This window comes from Nocardia sp. NPDC005978 (assembly GCF_040614455.1).
Taxonomy (GTDB): domain Bacteria; phylum Actinomycetota; class Actinomycetes; order Mycobacteriales; family Mycobacteriaceae; genus Nocardia.
Genome location: NZ_JBEXUS010000016.1, coordinates 46,717 through 60,965, shown reverse-complemented (window position 1 = coordinate 60,965; position 14,249 = coordinate 46,717). Strand labels below are relative to the sequence as shown.

14 protein-coding genes are annotated in these 14,249 nt (G+C 67.9%); 5 read left to right on the top strand and 9 right to left on the bottom strand.

The genetic code is table 11. The features are described from left to right. Window positions 1–107 precede the first annotated feature (107 nt). On the top strand, window positions 108–596 hold the full coding sequence (locus ABZ319_RS10135; protein ID WP_354986013.1) for a hypothetical protein: 489 nt from the start codon (window positions 108–110) through the stop codon (window positions 594–596). Between the two features lie 90 nt (window positions 597–686). Here ABZ319_RS10135 and ABZ319_RS10130 read toward each other — a convergent pair whose 3' ends face one another. Then, window positions 687–1,052, bottom strand: a complete 366-nt coding sequence (locus tag ABZ319_RS10130; protein WP_354986012.1) for a hypothetical protein — start codon at window positions 1,050–1,052, stop codon at window positions 687–689. A 633-nt stretch (window positions 1,053–1,685) separates the two neighbouring features. Between ABZ319_RS10130 and ABZ319_RS10125 the strand changes: the two genes are divergently transcribed. Beyond that, entirely contained in the window at window positions 1,686–1,985 is a 300-nt protein-coding gene (locus ABZ319_RS10125; protein WP_354986011.1) for a hypothetical protein, read from the top strand. Between the two features lie 113 nt (window positions 1,986–2,098). Here the strand turns inward: ABZ319_RS10125 and ABZ319_RS10120 are convergent, their stop codons facing one another. Then, entirely contained in the window at window positions 2,099–2,539 is a 441-nt protein-coding gene (locus ABZ319_RS10120; RefSeq protein ID WP_354986010.1) for a DUF4189 domain-containing protein, read from the bottom strand. A 219-nt stretch (window positions 2,540–2,758) separates the two neighbouring features. Between ABZ319_RS10120 and ABZ319_RS10115 the strand changes: the two genes are divergently transcribed. Both ABZ319_RS10115 and ABZ319_RS10110 read left to right on the top strand, forming a co-directional pair. Then, entirely contained in the window at window positions 2,759–3,520 is a 762-nt protein-coding gene (locus ABZ319_RS10115; protein ID WP_354986009.1) for a glucose 1-dehydrogenase, read from the top strand. Between the two features lie 933 nt (window positions 3,521–4,453). After that, window positions 4,454–4,774, top strand: coding sequence for a hypothetical protein (locus tag ABZ319_RS10110; RefSeq protein ID WP_354986008.1), 321 nt, complete (start codon window positions 4,454–4,456; stop codon window positions 4,772–4,774). Window positions 4,775–4,961: 187 nt separating this feature from the next. Here the strand turns inward: ABZ319_RS10110 and ABZ319_RS10105 are convergent, their stop codons facing one another. The 7 genes from ABZ319_RS10105 to ABZ319_RS10075 form a co-directional block, all read right to left on the bottom strand. After that, window positions 4,962–7,379: a hypothetical protein gene (locus ABZ319_RS10105; RefSeq protein ID WP_354986007.1), complete on the bottom strand. Its 2,418-nt coding sequence runs from the start codon at window positions 7,377–7,379 to the stop codon at window positions 4,962–4,964. A gap of 602 nt (window positions 7,380–7,981) precedes the next feature. Then, on the bottom strand, window positions 7,982–9,571 hold the full coding sequence (locus ABZ319_RS10100) for an FAD-dependent oxidoreductase (protein ID WP_354986006.1): 1,590 nt from the start codon (window positions 9,569–9,571) through the stop codon (window positions 7,982–7,984). 19 nt (window positions 9,572–9,590) lie between these two features. Continuing rightward, entirely contained in the window at window positions 9,591–10,595 is a 1,005-nt protein-coding gene (locus ABZ319_RS10095; RefSeq protein ID WP_354986005.1) for a diiron oxygenase, read from the bottom strand. Window positions 10,596–10,762: 167 nt separating this feature from the next. After that, window positions 10,763–11,782 carry an Hsp70 family protein gene (locus tag ABZ319_RS10090; protein WP_354986004.1) on the bottom strand — a complete coding sequence of 340 codons (1,020 nt, stop codon included), beginning with the start codon at window positions 11,780–11,782 and terminating at the stop codon, window positions 10,763–10,765. A gap of 326 nt (window positions 11,783–12,108) precedes the next feature. Continuing rightward, window positions 12,109–12,297, bottom strand: coding sequence for a DUF397 domain-containing protein (locus ABZ319_RS10085; protein WP_354986003.1), 189 nt, complete (start codon window positions 12,295–12,297; stop codon window positions 12,109–12,111). A 12-nt stretch (window positions 12,298–12,309) separates the two neighbouring features. Next, window positions 12,310–12,498: a DUF397 domain-containing protein gene (locus ABZ319_RS10080; protein ID WP_354986002.1), complete on the bottom strand. Its 189-nt coding sequence runs from the start codon at window positions 12,496–12,498 to the stop codon at window positions 12,310–12,312. Beyond that, a complete protein-coding gene (locus ABZ319_RS10075; protein ID WP_354986001.1) occupies window positions 12,495–13,397 on the bottom strand; it encodes a helix-turn-helix transcriptional regulator in 903 nt (300 codons plus the stop codon). The genes ABZ319_RS10080 and ABZ319_RS10075 overlap by 4 nt, the downstream gene beginning before the upstream one ends. Before the next feature lie 481 nt (window positions 13,398–13,878). Between ABZ319_RS10075 and ABZ319_RS10070 the strand changes: the two genes are divergently transcribed. Further along, window positions 13,879–14,097, top strand: a complete 219-nt coding sequence (locus tag ABZ319_RS10070) for a hypothetical protein (RefSeq protein WP_354986000.1) — start codon at window positions 13,879–13,881, stop codon at window positions 14,095–14,097. Window positions 14,098–14,249 lie beyond the last annotated feature (152 nt).

Here is a 14,249-nt window from a genome sequence, read left to right as displayed (position 1 = left end):
CCCCGAAAACTGCGGGCACGGCACCTTCTTGAAATCGATGCGTTTCACTCTATGCGGACGCTACCGTTCCTCGACCCGATTCCAGGGTCGACGAACAGGAGCGACATATGAGTACCCGGACCCGCCTCGGCCATCGGATCGCGTGGGGCACTTCGGCGCTGGCGGCCGCCGCCGCGGCGGTCGCCGTGGCGGCGCCCCAGGCGTCCGCCGCGCTCATGATCGACCCGCAGCCGAACTCCGCCGGAAACTTCGTGGTCGGAGAGTGGTACGCGGTGGTGTACGAGCCGAATTACGGACCGAAGGAAGGCTGGATCGTCTTCACCGACAACGACACCTGCTTCCGCGCCAGGTCGGTGATCGCGGTCGAGGGCACCGGGTCCTTCAGCACCGGCGTACCGTCGGTCGGCCGGTATTCGAGCTGGAGCCCCCAAACCCCCGGCACTCACGTACTGAAAGTCGTCCAGGGCAAGGCCACCAAGTCGGTGACCGTCACCGTGCTCCCCTCCCCCGACGGCACCCCACCGCCCGCGCCCACCTACGAGGGCTGCGATGACCCCCGCACCGCCAACCCGCCGACCAGCACCGGGTCCTTCTGATCCGGCCCGACCGAACCCGAAGCTCGGAGGGGCCGGAGTCGTTGCGCGCCCGCCGTGCCACCGGGCACGCTCCCTACACGGTGCCCGCGGTCACGGCTGGTGCCAGAACGGCGCGGATCGGAGAGTGAGCGGGCCGCTGCGGACCGGCGACGCCATCAGCCAATCGCTGGTGATCGCCAGCATGCTCGCGTTGGCGCTGCGCAGGTCCGTTTCGAGCCGAGCGACCAGATCCCGCACATCGATGGTGGCCGAATCGATTTGCAGCAGTGTCGATTTCGCATCGTCTAGCACACCGCGCAGCCGGTCGAGCCGCTGCAGCACATCCATGAGATTGCGTACCATGTCGTCGCCGAGCGTGAGGAAGGAGTTCACGCCGGCGTCGTCATCGGTCAGATCGCCCGCCTGACCTGCCTCGTGCTCGCGGCGCTGACCGGCCGGCTCGTCCGGGGCCGTCACATCCCACATCCTCGGGACGGCGCGAAGATCGGAGTTTTCTGGCACAGCGTCACGACGACGCTCCCGTCTGGTCCTGGGACCGATGGACTCGCACGGCGACGACACCGCCCGACCGGCGATGCACGAAATCCTCCGCTCTGCCACGCTAGTCCCTCCGCATCCAGCTACGCGCCGCGCCCGTGAACTCACGTGTTCGACCGTTATGTGCCACCGGGGTTGACGCCCCGTGCGGACAGGGCCCGCCGACAGCTGGGGGGTGCGGGTTCAGCGACGCTTCGGGATAGCCGCAGCCGGCCGCTCGCGTGCCGGCCCGTCGCGCCGGGCACGCACCCGGGGCCCGCGCACGACCCGCCGCCGCTCGCGTCGCGGCCGGCCCGCCGAACCGGCGACGCCGGGCGTTCCCCGCTCGCAGCTCGAAATTAGCCGCGGTGTTGGACGAGTCCGCGAGTTGCCGCGATCCCGGCGACGCGCCACCGCACCCCGCCGGGTCTTACCGAACGTGCGGGCAAGCGGTCCCATCGACCGGGCGCCACCGGTCGACTACCGTCGGTGGCACACCTCGCTGCTGCCGAACCTGATCCAGGCACTTCGGACCGTTTCCCCAGTGGTTCACCACCCGGACGGGACGAAACCATGTGCGACAGCTGGCATACCACCAATTCGGTCGTGATCGTCTCCGCCGCGGTGGCGGGTCTGGACTGGGAGCATGCCGTGGCCACCATGCCCAGCATCGACTCGCCCGACCTCCGGGCGTGGATCGGGCGCAATCTCGACCGCGCCGTCGTGATTCCGAATGACAGACCACCCGGCCGAGGCTGGTGGCCGCGACGCCAAATCTGCGTACCTCCCGGCGAGTACGCGTCGTTCACCGCACTACTGGCCGACCGCGACCGAGCCGTCGACTTCGGGCGCATCAATGATCGGTCCGAGTGAGATTTCGAGATCGATTCCAGCCGTCCGCATTTCGACGGGATGGCAGTGCTCGACCCCGAAAAGGCTCGATTCGGACGAGTTACATTCCGGGAGTTGCTAGTTCGACGTCGCTCTCAGGCCGCGTTGGTGGTGCAGGCCACCTCGACCACCTTCGTGCCCGACTGTTCCGCGGACCCGGTATTCGCCAGCATCGCCTGCGGACGGTATTGCGCCAGGCTGGTATTCGCGGCGAACAACGCGAGAGAACTGTTCAATCCGGCGCCCGTCCCCACCGCACCCTTGGTGAAAACGAGTGCGCCGCAACCGTCCACCCAATCCACCAGCAGCTTGCAGTCGGTGATCCCGCCGAGGGAACACAACTCCAACGCCTGAGCGTCGGCGTCCTCCCGGCTGTAGGCGTCGACGATGGATCCGTAACTCCAGTCCGAAGCGCTGAACGCGATGGCCCCGTACAAACCCCACTGCGCGTTGGCGCTACCTGTACCGACCACGGTGCCAGCCGCGATTCCCGCCGCCGCGACAACGAAAAGTGCCCTACCCGAGAACTTCTTCAACAGAAAACCCCTGTGAATAACTAGCCAATATCAACCGACGCATCATCACCCACTCAACCCGATTTGTCCTCTGTAACAGTGGGACCAGGCATTTCGCGAGCGTCCGCACGATTTACATGACACGTCAGCTTCGGCGTCCGATTCCCGCCAGCGCAACCCTCGCGCCCGACGTTGAATATGACACGTCAAGTAAATCTCTCACGCAAGGGGAACACGAGCATGAACGCACGTTTCGAGGGCAAGGTTGTTCTGATCACCGGCGCGACCTCCGGAATCGGTGAGGCCGTCGCGCGGCGGATCGCCGCCGAAGGCGGCGGGGTCGTGCTCGGGGCGCGGGGCAAGGAGGCCGGGGAACGGCTCGGCGGGGAGATCCGCGAGCGGGGCGGGCGCGCGCTGTTCGTGCCCACCGACGTGACGGTCGAGACCGACGTCGAGCGACTGACCGCGGCGGCCGTGAGCGAATTCGGGCGGCTGGACGGGGCTTTCAACAACGCGGGCGCGGTCAACGCCTTCGGCCCGGTGCAGGACATCGAGGAGAGCGGCTGGCGCGCGGACCTGGAGTTGAACCTGACCGCCGTGTACTACGGGCTGCGGCATCAGGTTCCGGCTCTCCTGGCATCGGGCGGCGGCGCGATCCTCAACAACGCCTCCAACCTGGGTGTGGTCGGAATGGCCTCGGTCGCACCGTATGTGGCGGCCAAGCACGGGGTCGTCGGACTGACCCGGGCGGTCGCGCTGGAGAACGCCGAGCACGGCCTGCGCGTGAACGCGATCGTCTCCGGTGCGGTGGACACCCCCGCCTTCCGGAACTCCATGGGCGCCACCCCCGAGGGCGAGGCAGCCATCGCCGCCCTGCACCCCCTGGGCCGCATCTCCCGCCCGGAGGAGATCGCCGCTTTCTGCACCTTCCTGCTCAGCGACGAGGCGTCCTTCATCACCGGAGCGGCCCTGGCGGTCGACGGCGGCTTCACCGCCCGCTAACCGGCAGGCCATGGTGCCCGGTTTCCGTGCCACCCGCCACCGTGCGAGTCGCGAATCACGCTGGGGCAGAATGCAACCGGGCCCACCCGCGCGCTGGGCACATTGGGCGCGAGGGTGGGCCGGTCGCTTCATCGACGACGCGGCGGGCGGGAAGCTTCCGGGATCACCGCCCAGCACGTCGCCGTTCCTGGGTGGCGAGAGCTACTCGATCGCCACGGCCCCCTCCGTTCCGGCGCGGCAGTCGAATCGCAGGACCACCAACGGTTTAGGAAGCTCGGTCGGCACGGCGGACCCCACCCCGCGCGAGTCGGCACCGCGCCCGGGCCGCAGCCCGCCCCCGCGAGCCTCCCACGGGGCCTCCGGCGCGGCCTGCGTGCTCCGATGCCACAGAAAGAACTGGTTCAGCTCAGTGGCCGCGCCGTCGCCGCCGCTCTCCCCGCGCACGGCGAGCCGGTCGGTCAACTGATCCCGGTACCGTCGGCCGAGGTCTCCCCCGGCAGTACGAGCGGTTCCTCCAGGGCTCGAAACATTGTCATATACAACAGATTTGGCTTCGCGGTTCATGGGCGCGACCATGGCCCCGGCGACGGCACCGACCTGCACCGCGCCTGCACCCGGCTCCGTGAGATCGACCGGAGGACACAAGCGCACGGGCGAGGGCGCATACGACACCCGCGTCACAGACTCCGCAGAGGCGGCCGCACCGGCCGGTGATGCGGAATCCGATCGACCGGCGCGCACGAACCCCGCAGGCTCCCGGTCCCGCGCCTCCCCGCCGTCACCCGAAACGAACCCCCCGCCGGACGGCCGAGGCCGACTCACCGACAGCGCCGACCGTCCCGGCACGACGCGCAGCTGCGGTCGCGGCCAATCGGATTGCCACTCGGGACGGTTCGCTGCCAAAGTCATAGTCGGTGGAATCCCTTTTCGCCGGTGGGAAGTTCGCTGGTCTTCACGGGCACACGCCGCGGCGAGAAGGCACGGCCGCGCACCCCTGCCACCGAAGTCGAGCAGCCGGCGGCGGTGGAAACACCCGCGACCGGCACCGAACGCCACGCCCCGATCGAGTCATCCACCGCCCGCTCCCGGGTACAGGGGATCACGCACGTGACGGGACGAAAGACTGACCGGCGGGGGCTGCTCGGCAAGTTCGTGGTGTCGCCGGAAGGTGCTGCGGCCGAACGCGGCCCGGCCGCGAACGATGCTGATGGAAGGGTATTGGCGCTGCGGCCCATTGTGCGCGAGGCAGGGTGACGTGGCGTGTTGGAAGGCGACGTGCTCACAACACGTGTCCCCCACGGACCGCGCACGCCCCGATACCCCCGACCGCAACGCCGAGGGTGGCGAACCGCCCCCACACCGGAGTAATCGCCTCGGCTACCGCCGAATTGCGTTGCACACCGGCCGGGAGAGGGCGGGATGCTGGGGAACGGGGTGGTCATTACTTGTGGCCTCCGCCGCCCGCACCACCGCCGGACGCGCCGCCTCCGCCACCCATACCTCCGCCACCCATACCTCCGCCACCCATGCCGCCACCGCCCATGCCGCCGCCTCGGCTGCCGCCGCCCGTGGACGCGCCGCCACCGCCGCCCATGCCGCCACCGCCGCCTGCGGAGGTCCCGCCGCCGCCTCGGGAACCGCCGCCGCTCGCGCCACCGCCCGAGGTGGCACCGCCGCCTGAACTCGCGCCACCGCCGCCCGCACCGGAGCCGCCGGGCTTGGTGCCGCCACCGGCTCCGCCGCCGGAAGATGCTCCGCCGCCGCCGGTTCCGCCACCACCGGAAGTGGTGCCGCCACCGGCTCCGCCGCCCGAGTTGGCTCCGCCGCCCGAACTCGCGCCACCACCACCAGAACTCGCGCCACCGCCGCCCGCGCCGCCGCCCGAGTTCGCGCCGCCACCGGAATTCGCACCGCCACCCGAGTTCGCGCCACCGCCGGAATTCGCGCCACCGCCCGCACCGCCACCGGCGCCCGCGTCTCCTCCGCCCGCGCCGCCTCCCGTGTTCGTGCCGCCTCCACCGGTACCTGCTCCGGAGCCACCGTCACCGGCCCCACCACCCGCGCCGCCGTCTCCGGCACCGCCGCCACCACTGGCACCGCCTCCGCCACCAGAAGTGCCGCCTCCGCCACCGGTTTCACCGCCGGTCGTACCACCACCGGTCCCGCCGCCCGCGCCACCACCCGTACCCCCGCCCGAAGCGGGTTCCCCGGTCACCGGACCGGGATCGGCCGGATGCCCCGGGGCCGGAACGGTTCCCGGATCCGACGGAGCCCCCGGGGTCGTTCCCGGGTTCGACGGAGCACCGGGCGTCGTGCCGGGATCGGACGGAGCGCCGGGTGTCGTACCCGGGTTGGACGGAGCGCCGGGTGTCGTACCCGGGTTGGACGGAGCGCCGGGCGTCGTGCCGGGTACCGTCCCCGGCTCGGTGACCGGCCCGGGCGCGCTGATGTCGCCGGGGCCCTGGGGATTCCCGGGCTGCGGGTGCCCCGGCTGGGGATTCCCGGGAACATTCGGGAGCCCCGGAAGACTGATGTTCGGCATCGTCCCGATCGAGATGGGCAGCTTCATGCTGCCGGCGGCGAACGGAACCGGATTCACGAACTCCGCGGGATTCGCGTAGGTGGCCAGGGCCTCCGCCGTGCGCGTTTCGCAGCGCGTCCCGGGGCTGGTGCGGTCGACCTCCACGATGGGGCGTCCGGCGAACCAGTTCGGGGTGACGGTCGCGGCCACGGGGCGGCCGTAGCTGCGGACCGCGGCGGCCGGAGAGATGGCGTGCGGGCTGCCGCCGGGGACGGTCACGTCGTCGTAGACCAGGACATCGCCCAGGCTCAGCGGGATGCCGGGGGTGGTGACCCCGCCGGGCGCGGCCTGCAGTCCGGGCGGGCTCGCCACGGGGCCGCCCAGGACGGTGGCCGCGGACATGGCGAGCGCGGAAGCGACTGCCGCGCCGGAGAATACGGCGGCGCGCGGGGCGTAGCGGCCGATGGCCGAGCCCGTGTCGGCGCTGCGGAAGGCGGCCAGGGCCGCACCGACCGCCACGGTGTGGGCGGGATCGGGTGACATGAACACGGGCCGGCCGAGGTCGGCCAGCACCGTGGCGACCTCGGCGGGCCGCGCCGCGCCGCCGATGATGAGGATGCGGTCGATGTCATCGATGGCGAGTCCGGCTCGGTGCACGGTGGCGCGCACCAGTTTTAGCGAGTTGCGAATATGCCAGCTGCGCAATCTCGTGGTGTCGGTGGCGGGCACCACGGCCGAAACCGGCTGTGCCGCACCGGGCGCGATACTGCGCGCGTACCGGGCGATCAGCGCGCCCAGCGGCCGCCCGCCGTAATCGTAGGAGCGCTCGGACCGCCCGAGCACCCCGCGCTCGCCGAACTCGGCCTCGGTGCGCACCACCGCGACGTCGAGGCAGTTGCCGCCCAGGTCGTAGACGAGCGTCAAACCCGCTCCGGCGGTGCCGAACTCGTGGTCGAGCCACTCCACGGCCGCGACCGGCTCGGGCATGAGCTGCACGTCGGCAGCGCCGGACCAGTCCAGCGCCCGCCGCAAACGCGTCACGTGCTTCTCGGTGTAGGAGGCGGGGTAGGTGCTGACCGCCGGGGCTTCGGGAGCATTGGTTTCGATCAGCCCGTTTACCACCGCGGCCACCAGATCCGCGGGCGACCAGATGCGCCCGCCCACCACCACCGGATCCGGATCCGAGGTGAGATCGGCGAAATCGGTTACCACCGGCGCGAATTGCGGAATCCCGCCGATACGCGGCCCGCCCGCGCTATCGAAAGTGACGGCCGTGCGCCGTACGCGTACGGCCGGCCGGCTGCGATCACCGGTCGCGGTCGCCCATACGGAGTTCACTGTGCCGATGCTCATACCAAAGCCAACAGTCATCGCCATCCCGTCAACGCACCGTGACCACGGCCCCACAGGCGTACCAACCATGTGGTCGCGGTCGTTTTCCAAACAGCGCGTTCAGGTTAGCTGGCGCATACCGGATGTGAATATCGAATCCGGAGAAAAGATTTCGCGTCCAGTAGCGAAGTTGGCGAATCTACTGGTCAGATCGGTAACAGACCAAGATCGAATCAGACTGGACGACAGCGCAGTTGCGGAAACACCCCCGCGTGGTTACACCTCAGCGAACCTAGAATTCATACCAACCGGTAGGCAAACAGAGTCCGAAAAACAAAACCGCAGTGTCAGTTTGCGCCGGTGAGAACCCGATCACTGGACGGTTGCTGTCTGCCGGATCCCCACGCTCGCAGGTTGTCCGACCGCGATTCGACAGTGTTTCGCGCATACCTACGAAGATGTCGCCGAGAACCAACACAGCATTACAACTCGCACAACACAATCCGTACACAAAAGAAAACCGACCGCCCCTCGTGAACAATTCACGAGGGGCGGTCGGTTTGTTATTTACTAAACGCCCGATTCAACAGAGCGTTCCGAACTATCCCCTAGCGGTTCCGCACCAGCAGCGGCAACCGCAGTCGCGCCGGCCGATTCACCGCACCGCCCCGCACCACGTGCGGCTGACGCGCACCGACCAGTCGGTCGAATTCCCGCGTCCCACCGAGCGGCTGCCCCAGTCGGCCCGCGTTGAAGTCATCCACCAGCTGCCGCACGGTCTGCTGCGCACAGGACTTGTTGGTACCGATGAACCCGTTCGGCCCGCGCTTGATCCAGCCGGTCACGTAGGCCCCCGGAACCACGGATCCACCCGCGGCCTCGAGCACCCGCCCGTCCAGGTTCGGAATGATCCCGCCGCGCTCGTCGAACGGCAGCCCCGGCAGCGGAACGCCGCGGTACCCGACAGAGGTGAGCACCAGCCCGGTCTCGAGCGTCTCGACCTCGCCGGTGGCCTGCGCCCGCAGCACGCCGTCGGCGTCCGCCACGAGCTCGTTGCGCGCCACCTCGACCCCGGTCACCCGGTCGACGCCGGTGATGGCCGTGGGCGCGGACAGGTACCGGAACACGATGCGCTTGCGCCCGCCCACCGGCCGATCGGCCAGTCCGCGCAGCAGTTTCAGCTTCTGTTCGACCTTCTGCGGCATGTCCGGGGTGATCTCCGGGATCTCGCCCTCGACCACGATGTCCACGTCCGCGCCGAGTAGTCCGACGAATTCCGGCACGGTGAACGCCGATTCGGCCGGGCCGCGGCGGCCGAGCACGACCACCTCTTCGATCTTGCTGCGCCGCAAAGCCGCCAGCGCCCGCGGGGCGACATCGGAGTCGGCCAGCAGCTCCGGATCGGTGGTCAGCAGTCGCGCCACATCCAGGGCGACGTTGCCGTTGCCGACGATGACGGCGCGCTGCTGCGACAGCTCGAAGTAGCGGCCGGCCTGATCGGGATGTCCGTTGTACCAGGCGACGAACTCGGTGGCCGAGACGCTGCCGGGCAGCCCCTCGCCGGGCACGCCGAGCTTGCGATCGCTGGACGCGCCCACCGCGTAGAGCACCGCGTGATGGTGCGCGATCAGATCGGAGTGCGAAACATGCTCGCCGACAGTCAGGTTCAGGTACGAACCGAAACCGGGCTGTGCGGAGATGACATCGAACAGCTCGGCGACCTTGCGAGTCTTGGTGTGGTCCGGCGCGACACCGAAGCGCGCCAAACCGTAAGGGGTGCTGAGCTTGTCGATGACCGTGACCTGAACTCCGGTCTGGGTCAACAGCTCATCGGCCGCGTACATGGCCGAGGGCCCCGAGCCGACGATCGCCACCCGCAGCGGTTCCCGCCCGGGCTTGACCTCCGCCGCCGGAATCGGCCGGGCCAGCAGGGGCCGCGGGCGTTCCTCGCGATAGAAGTCGCGATTGATCTCGATGAAGGGCAGCTGCTCATCGGTCAGCTTCTTCGAGGAGACGATCGCGTCCACCGGGCACGCGGTCGCGCACGCCCCGCAGTCCACGCACGCCTTGGGGTCCACGTACAGCATCTCCGCCGTCCGGAAATCCGGCTCATCGGGCGTGGGATGGATGCAGTTGACCGGGCAGGCGTAGACGCAGGAGGCGTCGCTGCAACAGGATTGGGTGACGACGTACGGCACTGTACGGTCCCTTGTCTACTCAGGCGGCCTTGCCGGAGCGGATGGGCTCCGAGCGGTAACGGGAGGCCGAGCCGGCGATTCCGAAGAGCTTCCACACGCGCTTGGCGACGGGGTTCATCAGGCCGATCTCGTGCGCGAGCGCGCGGACGTCGATGAAGTAGTCGCTGAAGGCCTGCTTGGAGTCCTTCGAGTCGTAGAACAGCTCCTTGCGCACCTTGTCCGGCACGTCGAACTCGTCGAAGAACGCCTTGGGCGGGGTCACGATGGACCGGCCCAGGATGAACATGACGATCGGCATGGCGATGGAGAGCACGAAGCGGCTCGGCAGGTTCTGCTCGGGCACGTGCTTCTTGAGGAACTCGTGCGCGAAGGAGATGTGGCGGGCTTCCTCGGCGACGTGAATCGCCATGACGCCGCGCATGATCGGGTGCACGTCCTCGCCGGAGCGCAGGATCTGCTTCTGGATGTGGTCGATCGGCTCCTCGCCGGCGAGCACGGCCATGAAGAACAGGTTCGGGAACATCACGGCGACGGGCACGGCGACCTGGCGGAACTGGCGCACGAGCGGGCCCATGCCGGGCACGTCGATGCCGATGCGATTCACCATCTCCTGGAACATCAGGGTGTGGTTGATCTCTTCGGACATCTCGTGGCTGCAGTACCGGAACTCCGGGTCACCGTTGGCGAGGCCGAAGGTGTGGTTGATCATGCCGCTGATCAGGATCGACTCGAACTGCAGGCCGACCTTGGCGACGTTGGCCTGCCGGTACTTGCCGACCGCGATCTTGTCTTCCTCGCTCAGGGCGAGGTACCACGGGTGGCGGCCGATCGGGTCCGCGGAAGCCGGCAGCACCCAGCGCTCGGGCTTGGCGTCGACGTCGAAGTCCGGGTTTTCCCAGTCGATGTCCTCGTACGGGTCGAAGCTCTTGTTGACCGAGCCCTCGGACAGCAGCAGAAGTTTCGCCGCGTATTCGATAGCCTCGGCAACTACGGGGTCGTCGACGTGAGTCGTAGTCGGGGACATCATCGTCACCTCTCCGGTTGGCGTTTATCTGTTTCTAATGGTTACACCAAACCGGAGTAGCGTCAACACGTGCTAGCAAGATGCTTGCACGAGTTTGTCCCATGAGCGGGCTCATTACGGGCAAACCGGCCGGTAACCAGCCGGTCGGCCCGTGGAAATGAAATGTTTCAGAGTGCGGCGACCCGGGTGATCCGCCGGAAGAAACCGGTGATCGGACCGTGTCCGTGCGCGCCCGAATCCTGGGCCAGGACCGCTTGGCGGGCAGCTATGGCAGCGCCGTCGGCGATCGTTCGCTCCGGGTCGGGAGCCACCACGATCGGGCGGGCCAGCCGGGTGGAGAGCACCTCGGCAACCTCGTGCGGGCGGGCCGCGCCGCCGACCACCAGCACCCTGTCGACATCGGCCATGGTGACATCGGCGATGCGCAGGCACTTGTAGACCAGGCGCAGGGACTGCTCGATGTGCTCGGTGCGCAGCGCGCCGGTGTCGTCGTCGCCCCGCACGCGCGAGATCACCGGCGCGTCCTTGCCGTGCCGCAGCCGCTCGGCCACCAGCCCGCCGAAGGCCCGGCCGCCGAAATCGGCCGAGTGCAGCGGCAATCCGACGATCGGATTGGCGGGCGCGCCCGCGCCGACCCGGACCAGGGTCACGTCCAGCCCCGAGCCGCCCAGGTCGTAGACGAGCGCCAGGCCCGGCATGAGCGGGCCGCGCTGGGCGCCCAGCCAGGTGGCCGCCGCGATCGGCTCGGCCATGAGCGCGACGTGTTCGAGCCCGAAACTGTCCAGCGCGGACCGCAGGTCGGCCACCAGGTTCTCGGAGTACCCGGCCGGGTGAGTGACGGTGATGCCCGTGTCGGGCCTGCCGTCCTGCCCCGCCGGCGCCTTCCCCAGCACCTCCTCGAGCACGCTGCCGACCACGGTGGCAACAAGATCCGCGGCCGAGAGCGCCCGGTGACCGACCCGCGCGACCGGTCCGCGCTGGGATAGATCGGCGAACTCGGTGATGACCCGCCCGTGTCGCGGAATACGGCCGACCCGGGCGGTTCCGGAACTGTCGAAAGTGAGAGTGGTGCGCCAGGTCGTGGGCGGCGCGGCCCGGCGGCCGGGTGTCTTCCTGCCCGCCCTGTCGGCGGCCGTCACGCAGACCGTATTGACCGTGCCGATACTCAAGCCCACACCGAACGCCATCACATCACCTCGATCGACGAGGTCGTGCACGCGGGGGCTCCGTCGTCAGCCGTCGTGACCCGACCCGGCATTCATGCAACCCCCTGAGCCGGATGCTTGCCAACCACCGGACACGGGGTTGTCCGCACGTGCACCCGCGAATGTCCGCACCCGCGCCCGCCAGCGCCGTAAGTGTCCGAATGACAACCGGACGTTCCGGTCGCGAAATGTTTGCCCGGGGCAAAATGCAGGCTATCCATACCGGCCGGGATGCTTGGACCCCTGTCAAACGGCAAGCGCCCCACCTCGAATGATCGAGATGAGGCGCTGCGTGAGCTGTGGGGGCCTCAGCGCTTCCAGAAGTCGCTGCCGAGGAACGCATCCCAGGCTTCGGGCGCGAACCACAGCTCGGGACCGCCGGGGTTCTTGGAATCACGGATGCCGACCGACTCATCGCCGTGATAGACCTCCACGCACTGTTTGCCCGTCTCGGACCGACTGGACTTGAACCACTTGCCGGCTGGCAGTTCGTTCATGCTCACAGCTCCTCAGGACTTCCAGAAATCACTGTCAAGGAACGCATCCCAGGCTTCGGGCGCAAACCACAACTCGGGACCACCGGGGCTCTTCGAATCACGCACGCCGACGGCACCCGCGCTGTGGTAGACCTCGACACAAGCCTGACCGGTTTCGGAGCGAGTTGACTTGTACCACTTGTTGACTGGCGGTTCGATCACGCCTCGTACTCCTTCGCTATCCGCAGAATGAACTCTGCCGTGGCGCTTTCGCCCAACGCTACATCTTCGAGCGCCGAGATCGCGGTGCGATAGTCCTGCACAACGTCGGTCCGGGCGTGATAGAGCGCGCCCACCTTTCCTTCGATGTAGACCACCGGCGGCTCCATCACCTTGCTGCTTTGCCGGGGGAACTCGAGCAGGGTGAACGACTGGTCGGTCAAGCCACGGTGAGGACCCGCAGCGAACGGAATCACACGGATGCTGATGTTGTCACGACACCCCAACTCGGCCAGGTGCCTCAATTGCGCAGCCATGACTGCGGGACTGCCCGGCTGGTGCCGCAAGACCGCTTCCGACATCAGAAAGTTCAGCCGAAACTCGTTGTCGGCCAGCTTCGCTTGACGGTGAATCGCCAGTTCGACACGACGTTCTACATCGACCTCGGACAACTCCGGCGCGCTGTTGATTCGAACAACCGAACGCCGATAGTCGCGTGTCTGGAGCAGACCGTGCACGAGAACGAGTTGGTGCGTGGTTACCCAACCGGCCGCCCGCTCGAGCCGAAGATAGCGCGGGAAGTTGGCGAGCAGCTGGTCGGTATAGGGCTGCCAGAACCCTCCGGAATTGCCTTGGCGTTGGGCATCTTTCTGCTCGAGCCTGACGTCACGCCAAAGCCTCAGCGCCTCGTCACGAGACTCGGGTTCCACGTTGTAGAACGCTAGAAGGCGCTCGAGATCAGCGGTGCTGAGCTTCGTGGGAAGACCGTTCTCCAATCGAATGATCGTTTGCCGAGATGTCTCGATGTGCACTGCCGCCGCGAGCGGACTCTTGCGGCAATCAGTCCGAATACCCCGGATGTACGTACCAAATGCAATGCGAGAAGCAGCCAAACCCACCATTTTGTAAGCCTCGCTATCTATTTGGATTGTCCACGATCGGGGTGCCCACCGTGGACAAGTCCACGATGGCAAGTGTTCAGCGTGGACACAACCAGTCTAATTGCGCAGTAATGCGCAGAAATACTGTTTCCGCGAGATAGTTGGCTTGCTCTGACAGACAGCACCATTCGGCACCGGCGCGCAGTGCCGAGTGGGCGTCACACCAAGATCCGACTACCAGGGGAACCGAAATGTCTTGGGATATCTGGATGCTCATAGCCCTCATCACATTGTGCGCCGCCGTCACGGTGTGGGGGTTCACCGGCGACCTGCTCGATCGCCGGCCGGGCGGTGATGCCACCGCTCTACGATTCGCCTCCGCGCAAGGCGGATACCTCGACCTCCGCACCACCGGGGGACCCATGGTCGCCCGGGGACACCGCAGCCGCCGTCGAGGTGCGCACCGGGCCCACCACCGTTCGCGGCGTGATCGGGGACGCGGATGACCGCCACCTATTCGCGCGTCAAGCACTGTCGGATGGTCGAATCCACGGGGTTGCAGACGCTCAACGGGTTCCGGATCGCGATGTGGGCTCATCGCAACTGTGTTGCGGGCGAAGGTGTCTCGGCCTGTTCGTGCAGTGCCAGGCAGCAGCTGCTCGACATCGCCCGCGCGGCGGGCTGGGTTCGGGCCGAGGACTTTCCGATGGAGGGCGAGTGATGACCAATCCGTATTTCCACGTTGGCTCGGGTGAGTACCCGACCCGGGACAAGAGCGCGGGTGGGCACGGAGAACCGTCGCCGTACGCCGCCTTCTCCGATCGCGATATCGAACGGCTCCTGGAAGCCCACGGGGCCGAATGTGAGCGGCAG

What these genes read in the sequence shown, in the direction of transcription:
- ABZ319_RS10135 (WP_354986013.1), top strand. Translation starts at nt 108, where the DNA reads ATGAGTACCCGGACCCGCCTCGGCCATCGGATCGCGTGGGGCACTTCG.
- ABZ319_RS10125 (WP_354986011.1), top strand. Translation starts at nt 1,686, where the DNA reads ATGTGCGACAGCTGGCATACCACCAATTCGGTCGTGATCGTCTCCGCC.
- ABZ319_RS10115 (WP_354986009.1), top strand. Translation starts at nt 2,759, where the DNA reads ATGAACGCACGTTTCGAGGGCAAGGTTGTTCTGATCACCGGCGCGACC.
- ABZ319_RS10095 (WP_354986005.1), bottom strand. Translation starts at nt 10,595, where the DNA reads ATGTCCCCGACTACGACTCACGTCGACGACCCCGTAGTTGCCGAGGCT.
- ABZ319_RS10090 (WP_354986004.1), bottom strand. Translation starts at nt 11,782, where the DNA reads ATGGCGTTCGGTGTGGGCTTGAGTATCGGCACGGTCAATACGGTCTGC.
- ABZ319_RS10085 (WP_354986003.1), bottom strand. Translation starts at nt 12,297, where the DNA reads ATGAACGAACTGCCAGCCGGCAAGTGGTTCAAGTCCAGTCGGTCCGAG.
- ABZ319_RS10075 (WP_354986001.1), bottom strand. Translation starts at nt 13,397, where the DNA reads ATGGTGGGTTTGGCTGCTTCTCGCATTGCATTTGGTACGTACATCCGG.
- ABZ319_RS10070 (WP_354986000.1), top strand. Translation starts at nt 13,879, where the DNA reads ATGACCGCCACCTATTCGCGCGTCAAGCACTGTCGGATGGTCGAATCC.